The 16,740-nt window shown below is 32.2% G+C and carries 12 protein-coding genes; 7 read left to right on the top strand and 5 right to left on the bottom strand.

Annotated elements, in window-relative coordinates; translation table 11 throughout:
• Window positions 1-513: 513 nt before the first annotated feature.
• Window positions 514-1,710, top strand: a complete 1,197-nt coding sequence (locus B7R67_RS20780; protein ID WP_088072900.1) for a class I SAM-dependent rRNA methyltransferase — start codon at window positions 514-516, stop codon at window positions 1,708-1,710.
• Window positions 1,711-1,748: 38 nt separating this feature from the next.
• Here the strand turns inward: B7R67_RS20780 and pepT are convergent, their stop codons facing one another.
• The 3 genes from pepT to B7R67_RS20765 form a co-directional block, all read right to left on the bottom strand.
• Entirely contained in the window at window positions 1,749-2,990 is a 1,242-nt protein-coding gene (gene pepT, locus B7R67_RS20775) for a peptidase T (protein ID WP_088072899.1), read from the bottom strand.
• A 119-nt stretch (window positions 2,991-3,109) separates the two neighbouring features.
• Window positions 3,110-3,763: a lysoplasmalogenase gene (locus B7R67_RS20770; RefSeq protein WP_088072898.1), complete on the bottom strand. Its 654-nt coding sequence runs from the start codon at window positions 3,761-3,763 to the stop codon at window positions 3,110-3,112.
• A gap of 168 nt (window positions 3,764-3,931) precedes the next feature.
• Window positions 3,932-5,506, bottom strand: coding sequence for a L,D-transpeptidase (locus tag B7R67_RS20765; protein ID WP_158095158.1), 1,575 nt, complete (start codon window positions 5,504-5,506; stop codon window positions 3,932-3,934).
• A 274-nt stretch (window positions 5,507-5,780) separates the two neighbouring features.
• On the opposite strand from B7R67_RS20765, the gene B7R67_RS20760 reads away from it, so the two are divergent.
• Window positions 5,781-7,958: a DNA topoisomerase III gene (locus tag B7R67_RS20760; protein ID WP_088072897.1), complete on the top strand. Its 2,178-nt coding sequence runs from the start codon at window positions 5,781-5,783 to the stop codon at window positions 7,956-7,958.
• A gap of 31 nt (window positions 7,959-7,989) precedes the next feature.
• Here the strand turns inward: B7R67_RS20760 and B7R67_RS20755 are convergent, their stop codons facing one another.
• Entirely contained in the window at window positions 7,990-8,487 is a 498-nt protein-coding gene (locus B7R67_RS20755) for a precorrin-2 dehydrogenase/sirohydrochlorin ferrochelatase family protein (RefSeq protein ID WP_088072896.1), read from the bottom strand.
• A gap of 346 nt (window positions 8,488-8,833) precedes the next feature.
• On the opposite strand from B7R67_RS20755, the gene B7R67_RS20750 reads away from it, so the two are divergent.
• Complete coding sequence (locus tag B7R67_RS20750; protein WP_407920416.1) at window positions 8,834-9,385, top strand: PTS sugar transporter subunit IIA; 552 nt, start codon at window positions 8,834-8,836, stop codon at window positions 9,383-9,385.
• Window positions 9,386-9,847: 462 nt separating this feature from the next.
• Here B7R67_RS20750 and B7R67_RS20745 read toward each other — a convergent pair whose 3' ends face one another.
• The gene (locus B7R67_RS20745; RefSeq protein WP_088072895.1) at window positions 9,848-10,897 is read right to left on the bottom strand and encodes an acyltransferase family protein; all 1,050 of its coding nucleotides are present in this window, start codon (window positions 10,895-10,897) and stop codon (window positions 9,848-9,850) included.
• Window positions 10,898-11,203: 306 nt separating this feature from the next.
• Here B7R67_RS20745 and B7R67_RS20740 point away from each other — a divergent pair, with 306 nt between their 5' ends.
• From B7R67_RS20740 to B7R67_RS20725, 4 genes are all read left to right on the top strand, one after another.
• Window positions 11,204-12,124 (top strand): ABC transporter ATP-binding protein, encoded by a 921-nt coding sequence (locus B7R67_RS20740; protein ID WP_088072894.1) that lies wholly within the window; start codon window positions 11,204-11,206, stop codon window positions 12,122-12,124.
• Window positions 12,121-13,218 (top strand): ABC transporter permease, encoded by a 1,098-nt coding sequence (locus B7R67_RS20735; RefSeq protein WP_088072893.1) that lies wholly within the window; start codon window positions 12,121-12,123, stop codon window positions 13,216-13,218. The genes B7R67_RS20740 and B7R67_RS20735 overlap by 4 nt, the downstream gene beginning before the upstream one ends.
• Window positions 13,219-13,498: 280 nt before the next feature.
• Window positions 13,499-15,646, top strand: coding sequence for a YhgE/Pip domain-containing protein (locus tag B7R67_RS20730; protein WP_088072892.1), 2,148 nt, complete (start codon window positions 13,499-13,501; stop codon window positions 15,644-15,646).
• 104 nt (window positions 15,647-15,750) lie between these two features.
• On the top strand, window positions 15,751-16,677 hold the full coding sequence (locus B7R67_RS20725; RefSeq protein WP_088072891.1) for a glycosyltransferase family 2 protein: 927 nt from the start codon (window positions 15,751-15,753) through the stop codon (window positions 16,675-16,677).
• Window positions 16,678-16,740 lie beyond the last annotated feature (63 nt).

Below are 16,740 nucleotides of genomic sequence, written 5' to 3'. Positions count from 1 at the left end.
CAGGAAAAACAGGAAAAGCAGATGGGAAATATATTAAATATAGGAATTCAATAAAATTCTCTAAAGTCTTTTAATATCTTTTCCTTTCATTTTACACTTTATCCTGCGTCTCCTTGTTCCTGCTCTTAAGCATGCATACTGCAGTGGAAATGAACATCGCTCAACTTCCTTTACGAAAGTCTAGCAATTATTTGACAAGATTATTTTTCATCAGCGTGACCTTATTCAATTGAATAAGGTTTTTTGCTATTACATAATTGATATTAATTTAAGTGTGTACTATGCTTAATCAAGCCTATTAAAGAAAAATAACGGAAAACTCATTATCAAAATAAGAAAATAGTGAACTAGATCTTATGTCATTTTAGTAATTTAAGGTGAAGGTGAAATTCATAATACTCGTACAGGATAAAAAGTAAACTTTACCCGAAATCAACAATTTTGTAACAAAGGCACACTATAAAAATTGATTATGGAAATAATGAGTAAAAAAGAAAATGAATGGATGGACTTATGAATAAAGAAATCAATTTAAAAGTTAAACAAAAATATGTAAAAGACTATAAAGCAAATTTTCCATTAATTTCAAAAGAGTCAATTTTGAATGGTAAAGACTTAATAGATGAAGGAACGATCATTAAGTTAGTGGACGAACGTAATAATTTCATTGGAAAAGGATATTATGGAAAGCAAAATAAAGGATTAGGTTGGATTCTTAGTTTTAAGGAAAATGAAAAAATCTCTCCTCAATTCTTTGAAGATAAAATAAAACAAGCAATCAATGACCGCCATCAATTCTATCATAATCCAGATACAACAGCTTTTAGAGTATTTAATGGAGAAGGCGATGGGATCGGTGGATTAACGATTGATTATTTTGATGGGTTTTATTTAATTACTTGGTATAGTGAGGGAATCTTTCAGTTTAAAGATTGGGTTATTCAAGCAATCGAAAATACCGCTAAATTTAAAGGGATTTACCAGAAAAAGCGTTTTGATACGAAAGGTCAGTACATTGAAGAAGATGACTTCGTGATGGGTGAAAGGGGGCAATTCCCAATCATTGTGAAGGAAAATGGCGTTAATTTTGCTATTTATTTAAATGATGGAGCGATGGTAGGAGTATTTTTAGATCAACGAGAGATTAGAAAACTGATTAGAGATAAATATGCTTACGAGAAATCGGTTTTAAATACTTTTTCTTATACAGGAGCATTCTCTGTCTTTGCGGCAGTTGGCGGTGCAAGTAAAACAACAAGTGTTGATTTAGCAAATCGAAGCTTAGATAAAACAAAAGAACAATTTCTAGTTAACGGAATCGATCCTACTACACAAAGTATTATAGTTGAAGATGTATTCCACTATTTTAAATACGCAGTTAAAAAGAATCTTTTATTTGATATGGTTATATTAGATCCACCAAGCTTTGCAAGATCTAAAAAACATACATTTAGCGCTGAGAAGGACTATAAGAACCTATTGAAAGAAGCGATTACGATTACAGAAAATAATGGTGTCATTGTTGCATCGACAAATTGCAGTACGTTTGGAATGAGTAAATTTAAAGGATTTATTGATACAGCATTTAAAGAATTAGGTGGACAATATAAATTAATGGAAGAATTCTCTCTTCCTACAGATTTCAAAACAACTAAACAGTTTAAAGAGGGTAACTATTTAAAGGTTGTTTTTATTCGTAAAGTTAAATAAAGAAAAGGACTGACATAAGTCAGTCCTTTTTTATTTTATTACTTTGAAGCTGCTTTTTGTTCATATAATTTGATTACTTCAATCATAACATTTGTTGCTTTAATCATGTTGTCGATTGAAATGTATTCAAACTTACCATGATAGTTTTCTCCACCAGTAAAAATATTAGGAGTAGGTAAGCCCATGTAAGATAGTTGAGAACCGTCTGTACCACCGCGAATCGGTTCAACGATCGGTTTGATATCAAGGTTGGTCATGGCTTCATATGCAATATCGACAACCTCTTTTACTGGCTCAATTTTCTCTCCCATATTATAATACTGATCTTTCATTTCTAAAGTAATGCTATTTTCACCGTGCTTTTCGTTTAAACGATTTACAATATTCGTTAACGTTTCTTTTCGATTAGCAAATTTTACTTTGTCATGATCTCTAATGATGTATTGCATTTTTGTTAGTTCCACATCACCTTCGATCGAAACTAAGTGGTAGAATCCTTCATAACCTTCAGTTGATTCAGGTGCTTCTTCTACCGGTAATGAATTGTTAATTTCCATGGCAATTTTCATAGAATTAATCATTTTTCCTTTGGCAGTACCTGGATGTACATTTTTACCTTTTACAGTAATTGCAGCGCCTGCAGCATTAAAACTTTCATACTGAAGCTCCCCAAGTGGACCACCGTCCATTGTATAGGCATATTTTGCATCAAATGCTTTTACATCAAATTTATGAGGACCTCTACCGATTTCCTCATCTGGTGTAAATGCTACTCTAATTTTGCCGTGCTTTATTTCTGGGTGTTGGATTAAATATTCCATCGCAGTCATAATTTCTGCAATCCCAGCCTTGTTATCAGCACCAAGTAATGTAGTTCCATCAGTCGTCATCAATGTATGACCTTTATATTTACTTAGCTCAGGGGAATGACTTGGAGATAAGACAATATTTAAGCCTTCATTTAATACAATGTCATTTCCATCGTAATTTTCAACTAATTGAGGATTAACATTTTTTCCAGTAAAGTCCGTAGCTGTATCTAAGTGAGCTAAGAAACCAATTGTTGGAATTTCTTTATCAGAATTAGCTGGAAGTGTAGCCATTACATAACCATTTTCATCCATTGTGACATCAACTAATCCAATTTTATTCAATTCTTCTACAAGCATGCGCCCTAATGTTAGTTGGCCAGGTGTAGAAGGGCATGTCTCGCTACTTGCGTTTGATTGTGTATCAACTTTTGCATAACTAATTAAACGATTAATTAACTCATTTTTCATATGGAAATCTCCTTTTCTACATTTCATATACTGTAAGTAATGCGCTTTCATTTTTAAATCTGATTCAGTTAATAGACTACTCCTATATTGTAGTTTGTTCTATGTTTGAAAGTAAAATATTATGCAACTCGATAAGTAGATTCTGTAGAAGCTCTATTTAAAATGCTTCTAGCAATAAGAAACTGAGCACTGTAATAGGTGATCATGATTAATTCACTACTATACTTGATAGTCTCTACAAAAAGGTCCCACGATAAGATAGAATCGGAAATAATAAATAATAGACTACCAAAAATAGCTGATTTATTACCGGTCATTATAGCTGTAAATACCATCGTTGAAATTGCTACTGAATAAGCGATAACAGGAATTACTAAGCTTTCTTGTCCATTTGCATTTAGAGAATTTACTAAATTGGAACATAGAAAATATGCATAAATTGCAATCGGGACAAGTGATAACATTCGAAAAGTTGAATATCTCCAACCTGCAATAAAACCTGCAGCATAAAACAAATGCCCAATTAAAAAGGCACTTAAACCGACGACAAACCAAATTAAGGTGCCATCACCGATCATGCAAAAAAATAGACCTAATAGGATAAGTGAACGATATTTTAACGATAAATAAGGTCTTTGTGAAAAAGCGTAATAAATAATTAACATCATTGGGATTAACTTAAAAAGAATCTTTATGCTAACAGGTTTTGAAGGAATAAAAAAGATATACAAAATACCAAACAACAAAATTAAAATAGGTAGAAATTTCTTCAAAATAAAATTACCCCTTTCTAAATATTTCCTTTTTATTAAATATTATCAGTGATAAATGAAAAGAATGCTATTAGAAATCGTTCTATGAAACAACTAAACTAAAAAAAAAGCAAACCTGAAATGGTTTGCACAGTGTGAAGACAAATTCATCAAAATATAATGTTCCACCTAAAAGATTGAAATACCGTATAAGTGAGCAATTTGCTCATTTGAATTAGAAGACTTCGCAATGATAACGGTCGTACCTACATTTACTTGATCGAAAAGCCATTGGATTTCACTATTATGCATGCGGATACAACCGGAGCTGACCCATTTTCCTACTGAGCTTTCATTACTATTTCCGTGAATTCCATATGAGCTTCCAGGAGAGCTACCAGCACTGATACCCATCCAGCGTTTTCCAAGAGGGTTATTTGGAGCTCCCCCAGGAATATTTTCCTTATACCAAGGTCTATTCTTAATTTTATTTAAGATTTTAAATTTACCGGTAGGTGTAGGAGTGGAAGCTTTTCCCGTTGCTACGCTAAAGGTTCTAACAAGTTTTCCTTTATTATAATAGGATAATTTATTTATTTTCGTATTAATAATGATCAGTTGACCACTAGATAGTGGTTGAGTGCTTTTTACTTCGGTAAATGAAGATTTGCTTTGATTTCCAGCCGCATCTTTAGATTGAACTTTCACAGTTGTAAAAGCTTTTAATTTGCTGACCTTGAAAGAATAGACACCATTTTTTGCGGCGGTTGTTTCAGAAAGATACTTATTATTAAGATATAGTTTAACGTTAGCATTTGGTTCTGTTTTTCCAGTAATGACCGTTGCATTTTCTCTGACCGTTTGAATTGTAGGTACTGATGGAGCGGTGCGATCTAATACTTTAACGGAAATCGGTTTACTAAAGTTATTTACCTTATCATTAGCAATTACTTCTAGAATAGAGTTTGCCTTTTGCTTACCTATTTTTATATTAAACTTTCCTGCAGAGTTAACGTTGCCTTGGCCCAAAAGCTTCTTATTCAAATAAACTTTTACAGTAGCATTTGGTTCAGATTTACCTTCTAAATTTTGAGATTGATCCGAAAAAGACGATAGTGAAGTAATTGAAGGTGCAATTACATCTTTAACGGATGATGAACTAGCCTTACTTTTTAGTCCAATTGATACACCAACCACACTTATTTTAGTAGACTCTTTTAAAGGCTTCGTATTGTATTTGTAGTTACTTTTTGCATCCGTTTTTACGGTGTTTACTAATTTATTATTAATATAAATTTCGACACTACTATTTGGTAAGAATGCTCCAGTAATCGAAGTTGATTTATTCGTTACCTGATTAATGATTGGAGTTGGTAAATCTACAACCATAAATTTTATTTTTTGGTCCGATATAGCTAGAGTTTGATCTCCTAATGTAATTGAACTAAGTTGATAAATACCTTTAATAAACGATTTATCAATGGTTATTTTTCCAGAATGGTAAAGTTCTGACTTATTTAGCGAGACATCTACTTTATTCGTACCGTTCGTAAATGTTAAAGAAACGTTGTCGTAATTTTTCTTTGTTGTTAACCCAATATTAATTGATTGTCCGAACGTAGCTTCAGTTGTGTTTAAATTTAGGTTGTCTATATAATTCGATAATTCACCGTCATCAAAACTTAAAGAAAAAGAAGTCGCGTTCGCTGTCGGTAAAAGGAATAAAAAAACCCCTAGAAGTACAGATAAGATCTTTTTAGTCATAGTCCCTCTCCTTATAAATGGCATTTATTACTAAATTTGCCGTTTGTTTAGTGAAATCCTTTGTTTTCTTTTAGTTAAAATACGTCAAATTTTGCATGCTAGGGAATAATAATAATGAAATGAGTAGAAAAAGAGAGTTTGTTCTAAGGGTTATTCTATACCTGCATTCTTTAGTTCCTTTTCCTCTGTAATTGGGCTTCCCGACTTTCCTTATCACTGCCCTAATGTTACATTTAGAAGAATAGAAATATGTTAATAAGCTAAGGAGTTCAATATGAGTAAAACTGTAGTGTTAGCAGAAAAACCTTCAGTAGCAAGGGATATAGCGAAGGTGTTAGATTGTCATCAAAAAGGTAATGGATATTTAGAAGGTAAGAAATATATTGTAACTTGGGCACTGGGGCATCTTGTGACATTAGCTGATCCAGAAGGTTATGATAATAAGTATAAATCATGGAATTTAGAAGATTTGCCAATGATTCCAGACAAATTAAAGCTTGTTGTTATTAAAAAAACTAACAAGCAATTTCAAGCTGTAAAAGCACAATTAGTAAGAAAAGATGTTTCTGAGATTGTCATTGCAACCGATGCAGGACGAGAAGGGGAACTAGTTGCTAGATGGATCCTCCAATTAGCAAAAGTAAACAAACCGATTAAAAGATTGTGGATTTCTTCAGCGACTGATAAAGCAGTAAAAAAGGGGTTCGAAAACTTACGTAGTGGAAAGGAATACGAAAATCTTTATCATTCTGCAGTAGCCAGAGCAGAGGCAGATTGGATTGTAGGAATTAATGCAACGCGCGCTCTTACTTGTAAACATAATGCGCAATTATCGTGTGGTAGAGTACAAACACCTACACTTTCTATGATCTTTGAGCGTGAAAAAGAAATAAAATCGTTTAAACAACAAACTTTTTATGGATTACAAGTCATTGCAAATAATGTTACGTATACTTGGCAAAATCGTAAAACGAATGACCCAAAAATAAAAACGACTGAAGAATTACAAAAAGTTATTACTTCAGTAAGAGGAAAACAACTTACCGTTAAAGAAGTTTCGACAACGGAAAAAAAATCTTTTGCTCCTCAGTTGTACGATTTAACCGAACTTCAAAGAGAAGCTAATAAAAGATTCAATTTTTCTCCTAAAGAAACGTTATCAATTATGCAAAAACTGTATGAGCATCACAAGGTTGTAACTTATCCACGAACAGATTCTAGATACTTATCGTCCGACTTAGTTGATACATTAAAAGAACGTTTACTAGCATGTAATATAAAACCGTATGGAAAAATTATTATGAAGTTAACAAGTCAACCAATTAAAGTGAATAAGTCATTCGTAGATGATAATAAGGTTTCTGATCACCACGCGATTATACCAACTGAGCAAGCACCTATCATGAGCGAGCTCTCTTCAAAAGAATATAAAATATATGATTTAATTGTAAGAAGATTTTTAGCCGTATTATTACCTCCATTCGAATTTGAACAAGAAAAAGTAATCGCTGAAATTGAGGGTCAAACTTTTATTGCAAAGGGGAAAAGAGTGAAATCCCTAGGATGGAAAGAAGTTTTTCAAGATGAAGAAGAAGCTGATAGTAAAGACGATCAAAAATTACCAGCTATAAAAGAAAACGAAAGTATTGAAGTATCAAGAATAATTGAAACAAAAGGACATACAAAACCACCTGCATTTTTTAATGAGGCAACACTATTAAGTGCAATGGAAAATCCAGTACAGTTTATGTCTGGAAATAGTATTGATTTAAAGAAGACAATTGGTGAAACGGGTGGATTAGGAACAGTAGCAACAAGAGCAGATATTATTGAAAAACTTTACAGTAGCTTTTTAATTGAGAAAAAGGGCAAAGATATTTTCATCACAAATAAAGGTAAGCAATTATTAAATCTTGTCCCAGAAGCTTTAAAATCACCAGCTTTGACGGCTGAATGGGAGCAGAAGCTTCAAGCTATTTCTAAAGGAACTTTGTCTAAAGCTAAATTTATGAATGAGATGATTAACTTCTCTTCAGAAGCTGTTAGTGAAATTAAACAAACGGAACAAAAATTTAAGCATGATAATATGAGTAGCACGAAATGTCCAGATTGTGGAAAGCTAATGCTAGAGGTAAATGGTAAACGTGGAAAAATGTTAGTTTGTCAGGATAGAGAGTGTGGTCATCGTAAAACAATCTCACAGTCGACAAATGCAAGATGTCCAAATTGCCACAAACGCTTAGAGCTTAGAGGAGAAGGTGAAGGTCAAACTTTTGCATGCTCATGTGGGCATAGAGAAAAACTTTCAACTTTTAAAGAAAGACGAACAAAAGAAAAAAATAGTAAGGTTTCAAAACGAGACGTTCAAAAATATTTAAAACAACAAAGCAATAAAGATGATGAACCATTTAATAATCCTTTCGCAGAAGCTTTAGCTAAGCTTAAGAAATAGATAATAAACAAAAGAAACCAGGCGTATGAGATCAATCAACGGCTGGTTTCTTTCGTTCATTTGCATATTCATTTACGATTTCATTAAAATGATTATCAAAATAATTTTCCAATTCTCGTTTTAATTTTTTAGATAAAACGGGGCTTTTTCCTGAAGTAGAGATTGATACAACTAAATCTCCTCTACGTACTACGGCAGGTGTGTAGAAATCACTATTTTTTTGGTCACTGACATCATTAAACCATTGAAAATCGGTTGTACATTCTCCAATGAATTTGTTTATATATTGATTATCGGTTGCTGCGACCACAATATGGGCATCTAAAATATCATCTTTTTCAAAGTGTTTTTTAATCCACAGAATAGAAGGAATCTTTTTTAACTCATCATGTAATTGAGGGCTGATAATCGTAATGGAAGCACCACTATTTAAAAATGATTTCGCTTTTCGTAATGCAATATTTCCCCCACCAATAATGATTACTTTTTTATTTTGAAGAGAGAATAATAATGGAACCATTTCAGTCATTTAATCGCTCCTTAAATAGTAATTGTCCTAACGATCATTTTTCATATTATTTTATCATAAGACGTTATTAGACAAGTGTTGTTATTTGAAAAAATCTACTTTTGTTATTATCATAAAGAAGCTTAAATAAAGGCAAATAACATTTGATCAATTAAGCAAAAAATTGCGAAAATCATAGATTTCATTTCTTTTGTAATAGAAATAATACAATTAGATTAACATTTCACTAAAAATTCATTTATTCCTAAGTAATAATGTATTTTTTCTGTTAGGATAATTAGTATTATTTTTTATGAAAAGATAAAAATAATATTGGAATCTATATTTTAAAGAAAAGGTGAGTTTTATGTTTAACAAATTAAAAAAAATGTTCGGTCTAGATGAAAATGAACAACAAACTAGTACTCAATCATCTGCTCCAACAAAGGAATCAGTAAAAGAAGTTGCTATTAAAGCACCTTTAACAGGTGAAATCCATCCTCTTTCTGAAGTTCCAGATCCAGTTTTTGCAGAAAAAATGATGGGTGACGGATTCGCGATTACTCCTTCTGAAGGTGTTGTTGTTTCTCCTTTTGACGGTGAAATTGTTCAAGTATTCCATACAAAGCACGCAATTGGAATTCGTTCAAAAGAAGGCGTTGAAATCTTAATCCACGTTGGACTTGAAACAGTAAAACTAAACGGTGAAGGTTTCGATGCTCACGTAACAGAAGGACAAAATGTTAATGCAGGCGATCATCTATTAACATTTAATATCGACTACATAAAAGAAAATGCAAAAAGCACAATTACTCCAGTAATTTTTACAAACGGAGCAGACGTGTTAGAAAATATCAAAGTAACTGCAACTGGTACAGTTCAAAAAGGAACAGACGCTGCTGCTGTTACATTAAAATAAAAAAAATAGCCTTCGGGCTATTTTTTTTGTTGAAATAATATGGGGAATCTCTTTATTAGATTTATATAAAAAGAGGTTAATTTACTAAAGTATTTGTATTTTTGTTTATTTATTTTTATCTTAAAGATCTATTATTAAAAGATATATTAGTTAAAGGTTTATGTTAAACTTAAATGTTTTAAAAACAAGTTTTTTTAATGAAGATTTGATTGGAACGCAAGGTGCTCGACTCCTATGGGAAATGCGGGAAGGCTGAGACCAGGAAAGAGCAGGAAAGGCAGGGAAAGCATAACGGACAGGAATTACTTAGAAAAAATCAATAAAAAACTCTAAAGTCTTTAATATGTTTTCCTTTCTCCTTGATCCTGCCATTCCTTGAACCTGCTCTTAAGAAAGCGATCACCTGGAGTGGAAATCACTACAGGACTCTTATTTTAAAACATACAAACATAGACAGTTCTTTTAAACAGTACGTACTTTTAAATGCTGTTTGCGTTTTACATTTAAACCAATAAAGAGTGGCTTAATAATAGGCTGAGGTTCAATAATGAATTTCTTAGCAAGCATCGGTACAACTAATCCAATAATTGTATACATTAACGGACCATAATCAAAAAACTGTGATAAAACAGCATTTGCAAATATATGAATGTACATAATTGTTATGGATTCTTTCCCGAAAATCGTACAAGGCTGAATGATTTGAAGCTTTGCGAGTTTCTGACATAAAAAAAGTAGCGCAACAACCATTGTTATCGGAATTAATGCATCTAAAAATAGATGATCATATCTTAAATATTTCAGACTTAAATGATAATCTAATTTATCCATTTCGTATAAAACCATATATAAAATGCTAAGTGAAATACAGACAATTCCAAAGAAGTTAGGAATTGAAGCGATATATTTTTTTGTAAAGAAGCCTAGTCCTAAAAAGAAGATAGAAAGCAAGGCAACGTCTATATTCCAAGGTATAGAAATCTGATTAAATGAGTTCTTCCCGATGTATGGAATAACCTTAATTGTTTCAAAATGGGCTATTAAATAACAAGCAATGACGATCAGAAAACGTGTACTGTTCTTTTTAAAATATAAGCAAATTAACGCAAATAATATCTGTGTAATAAAGAGGCAAGTAACATACCAAAATACGCCATGTACCCCAGTAATAAATCTGCCACCGATTAATAAAGATTTGCCTTCATTTAATAAAGTTGAGGTACTCATTGATCCTGCGAGTAAATCAATCGCAATGTTATAAAAGCTAAATAATATTAAATACGTGCAATACGGTATTAATAATCTAAATGTTAGTTTTTTTATATAAAATTTGAGTTCATTGACCGAATTAACAGGTTTAAATAAATAACCACTAATAATAAAAAATAGGGGCATATGAAACCAGTAAATAAATGTAATAGAATTCGGACCTTCTGTAGAGTGACCATAAACGACCAAAAAAATACCGATCATTTTGGCAACATCCAACCATTTTTCTCGTTCTATTTTCATTTTATCACCTTATTTTTTTAGATTAATGTCCACCATATTGTAACCGAAGAGTATTACAAAGGGACAACATAGGGGTTACAATAAAGTAATAAAACGTAAATGTTATTACATTTATTCTATAAATTACCTATAAAGTCACGTATAGGTATAGGAAGATGGTTTATGGAAAAAAATGTAAAATTTTAATTAAAAATTATTAATAATTGGTTTTTTCGACAACTAAATTTAATCGCGCATTATATAATTAGCAAGTTGATTAAAAATACAATTTTTTAAATATTCATTTAAATAGTTGGGGTGAAATAAGTGGATTCGATTATTGAAGTTTCAAATCTAAAAAAACGATACGGTAATTTCTATGCTGTAAATGGCATTAGTTTTGAAGTGGTAAAAGGCGAGGTTTTTGGCTTACTAGGTCCAAATGGAGCGGGAAAATCAACAACAATGGAAATGCTTGTAGGTCTAAGGAAACCAGATGAAGGAACAGCTACTATTGCTGGTCATATAATTGGTAAAGATTCAAATAAAATTAAACAAGAAATTGGGATTCAACTTCAATCTACATCTTTATTTGAACTATTAAAAGTAAAAGAAATTATTGAGATGTATGCTAGTTTTTACCCGAGTCATCTCCCGATTCAACCACTAATCGACGAAATGTTATTAACAGAGAAACAGAATAGTTTAGTGAAAGGTTTATCTGGTGGCCAAAAACAACGATTAGCAATTGCTTTAGCATTAATTCACGATCCTCAGATTATTTTCTTAGATGAGCCAACGACAGGACTTGACCCACAAGCTCGAAGAACGCTATGGGATATCATTTTAAAACTAAAAGAACGCGGTAAAACAGTTGTTTTATCAACACATTATATGGATGAGGCTCATGTGTTAGCCGATCGAATTGGCATTATGGATCAAGGTAAATTAATTGCGTTAGATACACCTAACAATCTAGTTAGTTCAATTTCTGCTGAAAGTGCGATTGAGTTTAAAACGAAATTACCTGAGAAAGAAGATAACTTCAGTCATCTTGACAGTGTAATGAATGTCGTTATAAACCATGATTTTGTAACATTGTACACTCGCAACCTGCAAGCATCATTAATTGCTTTACTTGAGCACACAAAAGAGATAGACATGACTATATCAGATTTATCAACAAGAACGGCAACACTTGAAGATGTATTCTTACATATGACTGGAAGGGGGTTACGTGAGGAATGAGAGCTTATTATCAATTGACTTTAGCGCAACTCCGGATTTACGTTCGTAATCGCCAGGCACTAATTTGGACATTATTATTTCCATTCTTTTTTATGATTATTTTTGGATTAATGTTTAATGATGGAAATTCAACTAGTTACTCGGTTAAATTAGTTGATTACGATAACACCCAAGCAAGTAAACAAATAACATCATACTTAAATCAGCAAAAATCACTAAAAATCCATAAAAGTACTAACGAAGCAAAGTCTAGAAAATCTTTATCAGATGGTAAAACTGATTTTGTCATTTTAATTAACAAAGGCTTCCAAGATCAAGTAACCTCTAAACAACAGACAGCGCCTGCACAAATAAAAGTACTTTATAATGAAAGTAATTCCGCACAGCTTCAAGGTGGAATTGCAACGATAACAGCAAATGTTGATATTGCGAGCAAACAAATGGCTGGATATACACCTAAAATCGTTACGGACTTTAAAGGAGTAGAGGGAATAACGCTTAAATATTTAGACTTTTTAGTACCTGGAATTATTGCAATGCAAATCATGAACAACAACATGAATGGTGTTGCAGGTCAAATCGCATCATGGAGAGAACGTGGAGTTTTACGAAGAATGCAAGGTACTACATTAAAAGCCTCAACATTTATTGCGGCACAGATTACGGCCCGACTAATATTGAATAGCTTACAAGCGATTTTAACGATTCTCATTGGTTATTTTGGGTTTGATGTAAGTATTCGAGGTTCGTTCTTACTAGTCGTATTGTTTGTTGTACTAGGTACATTAACATTTATGAGTATTGGATTTATTATTGCGAGTTTAGCAAAAAGTCCAGAAAGTGCAGGTCCAATTGCTGGGTTTATCTCGTTCCCTCTAATGTTTTTAGGAGGAGTATTCTTCCCTGTAAATAACATGCCTGAATACTTGCAGCCAATCATAAAAACCATTCCAATTACACATTTATCAACTGCAATGCGAGATATTATGAATATCGGAGCTTCATTTAATGATTTACTACCTGATTTCGGCTGGCTATGTGTTTGGATGATTGTTAGTTTCTTAATCGCAGCTCGAACATTTAGATGGGAGTAAAGGATTAAGGGCAGGGAGAGCAGGAAGAGCAGGAAGAGCAGGGGTTAGGAAAAGCTAGCTAAGACAGATACAAAACAAAGTAATAAGACTTTCGCTTTAATAATGAGGCGAAAGTCTTTTTTTTACGCGAATTTTTTAATCAAGTATTTCAACTTGTCCTTCCAATCTTGCCCTTCCTGCTCCTCCTGCCTTTCCTTAATCCTGCCCTTAAGCCCTTAAAGGAATAGTTTTTCGTTTTTTATTGCATACTATCTAAAAATTAAGATTAGGTGAGTCATAGGTGAATTCTATTTTTGAGATCTATTTTCGTGATGTGAAGCGTGTTGTAACGAACTGGGCTGCTTTGATGATTATTATTGGTTTAATCATTCTGCCCTCAATGTACGCATGGTTTAATATTAAGTCCTCATGGGATCCTTATGGAAATACAAAAGGATTAAAGATTGCAATTGTCGATGAGGACAGCGGTGCTACTGTTTTAAATAAAAAGATTAATATCGGAAATGAAGTAGTAAATTCATTGAAAGAAAATCCTTCTCTAGGTTGGAGATTTACGACTAAACAGGAGGCAAATGAAGGAGTTAAACAAGGAAAATATTATGCTAGTATTTTGATACCGAAAGATTTTTCTAAAAAGATTAGTACTGTCATAACAGATCATCCACAAAAGCCTGAACTTGTGTATCAAGTTAATGAAAAACTAAACATTATTGCTCCAAAGTATACCGAAAAAGGTGCAGCAGGTATTGCTAGTGAGATAACAAAGAAATTTGAAAAAACGGTAAGTAAAGAAGTATTGCAAGAATTTAATAAAATAGGAATCGATTTACAAGCAAACCTACCAGGAATTAAAAAGTTAGAGCAAATGATTTTTACGCTTGAGAGAGATTTACCTGATTTAAAGATTGGGGTTAACAAAGCATTAAATGATTATAACAAGGTACAAGATGTGATTCAAACCGCTAAAAAAGATCTGATGCTGATTAATGATATCGTATCAAATGGAGAAAAATTATCTGCTAGTTTAAACAATTTCTTTAACCGATTAAATCAATCCATTCAAAATTCGATTCCGTTTATAAAACAAACGATTAGTTTACTTCAAAACCAGTCATCGACTATACAAAATTTAGTATCGCAAATACAGGATCAGAACATTGGTCAAGACAAATCTCTAGATCTAACGAACGGTATAGAAAATACATTACCTACTTCAAAAAATATGGTCGCTTCCTTGATACAAGTGGTTCAATCATTTAATAAATTAGGTACTACAGTGGATTTTAGTAGTGAATTGAATGCTTTAAAAGGAATACAAACAGAACTAAATATGATTCATAATGAAAACACTCAAATTAAGCACTCGATCGAATCGGGAAACAGTATTCCAAATGACTTGCTTCAGAAAATGAATCAAAGTGCAGCGAATATTAATAACAAGATAACGAATTTAAATAGTAATTTTGATCAGAATTTTATTCCAAAGTTAAATGAAGTAACCAAAATTACCGACCAATCTATAAAAAATAGCATGACCGTACTGAATGATGTAAGAAGTAATATTCCAGTCATAAAAGACGTTTTAATGGATACTTCAAATTTGTTAGCAACTAAAAAAGGAGACTTTCAACAATTAGTTAACGATTTTCCTTTCATTGAAAGTAAAATAAAAAAATTAGCGAATGAAATTCGGAGCGCTAAAGAAAAAGGGAGTATTGAGGATTTAATTAATTTTCTAAGAACGGACATAGAAAAGGTTAGTGATTTTTATTCGAATCCAATTCTATTAAAAAAGGAGCGAATGTTTCCGATTCCAAATTATGGAACAGGCATGACACCTTTTTATACAACCTTATCATTATGGGTAGGGGCATTGCTGATGGTCTCATTATTAACAACAGAAGTACATGAAGAAAAAAATTATAGAAGTAGAGAAATTTATTTTGGAAGATTATTGACCTTTTTGACGATAGGTATTTTACAAACATTAGTAGTGATTTCCGGTAATTTTTTGATACTAGGTACATATGCAGCGAGTAAAGGGTACTTTTTCTTATTTGGACTTTTCATTAGCATTGTTTTCACGATAATTGTTTATACGTTAGTATCCGTTTTTGGTAATATTGGGAAGGGAATTGGGATTATCTTTTTAGTGCTTCAAATATCAGGCGCTGGAGGAGTTTATCCAATTCAAGTAACGCCGCCATTTTTTCAAAAAATAAATCCATTTTTACCTTTTACTTATGCACTCAGTTTGTTAAGAGAAGCAACAGGAGGAATCGTTTGGGAGACAATTCAAAAGGACTTTCCACGATTGTTACTATTTGTATTCTTAGCGATTATTGTAGGAGTAGTTTTGAAGGGACCAATTAATAAAAGAGCAAATAAAATAGTTAGTCTTTCAAAAAAGAGCAAGCTGATCCATTAGTAATGAAATGTTAGTTATTATAAAAAGATTGAACTGGATTGCTAAGTGCTATAACATAGATAAAAGTTATATTGTCATAGCTTTTAGAGAAGTAGGTGTTATGTATGAAAGTATCAGTTGTAGTTTATTGTAAGAACAATGAAGAAAGTTTAGAAAGATTTCACGTTAATTTATCAAATACAGTAAAAATGCTTAGAGAAGATTATGAAATAATTTATATAAATGATGGTAGTGAAGATAACACTCTTTTAGCCCTTCAAGTTGTTGCTAACCATAGTAGTCATATGAAATATATTTCTTTTACTCGTGGTTTTGGGAGAGAAGGCGCGATTTGCGCTGGACTAGAGCACGCTAAGGGGGATGTAGTTATTTTAATGGATGGAAGTTTTACACATCCACCGAATGTTATTTTAGAGATGATTGATGAATACAAAAAAGGTAGTAACCATGTAGTGGCTTCAAAAAAATCGGAGAATTCGGTTCTGAAGAAGGCGAAAAAAGGGATTGTTGAAAAAATCATTAAAAAATTCGTCGACCCTGATCTTTTTCAAAATGAGTCAGATTTTCGCTTGTTAAGTAGAAAAGTAGTAAATGCAATATTAAGTATGCCAGAATCAAATCGTTATTCGAAAGGTATGTTTAATTGGATAGGCTACAAAATAAAAACAATCGAATATGAAGTAACTTCGAGGGTGATTAACAAAGAGTTAGAAACGAAGAGATTGGATACAGTCAAGAAATGTATCGAATATATTCTTTGTTATAATACAAAACCGCTTAGATTATTAACGAAAATTGGATTGTTATTAATCGGAATCAGTCTCGTTATTTTTATCATGATGAGCTTTAAGGTACTATTTGTTGGAATTAGAATCCCTGGTTTATATACAATTTCAAATTTCATAATGCTATTTGGAGGCGTACAAGTCTTAATGATTGGCGTATTAGGGGAATACCTAGGTAAGACCTATTATGAAACGAAAAGAAGACCTCAGTACATAGTTGAGGCTTCTAACTATGATGAAGAGTAATTTTACTAGATAAGATAAATTTGGAAATTCGACAAGATTCTTGTCGAATTTCTTTTTTCGTTA

Source organism: Gottfriedia luciferensis (assembly GCF_002156865.1).
Lineage (GTDB): Bacteria > Bacillota > Bacilli > Bacillales > Bacillaceae_G > Gottfriedia > Gottfriedia luciferensis.
This window is presented reverse-complemented; position numbering and strand designations above follow the sequence as displayed.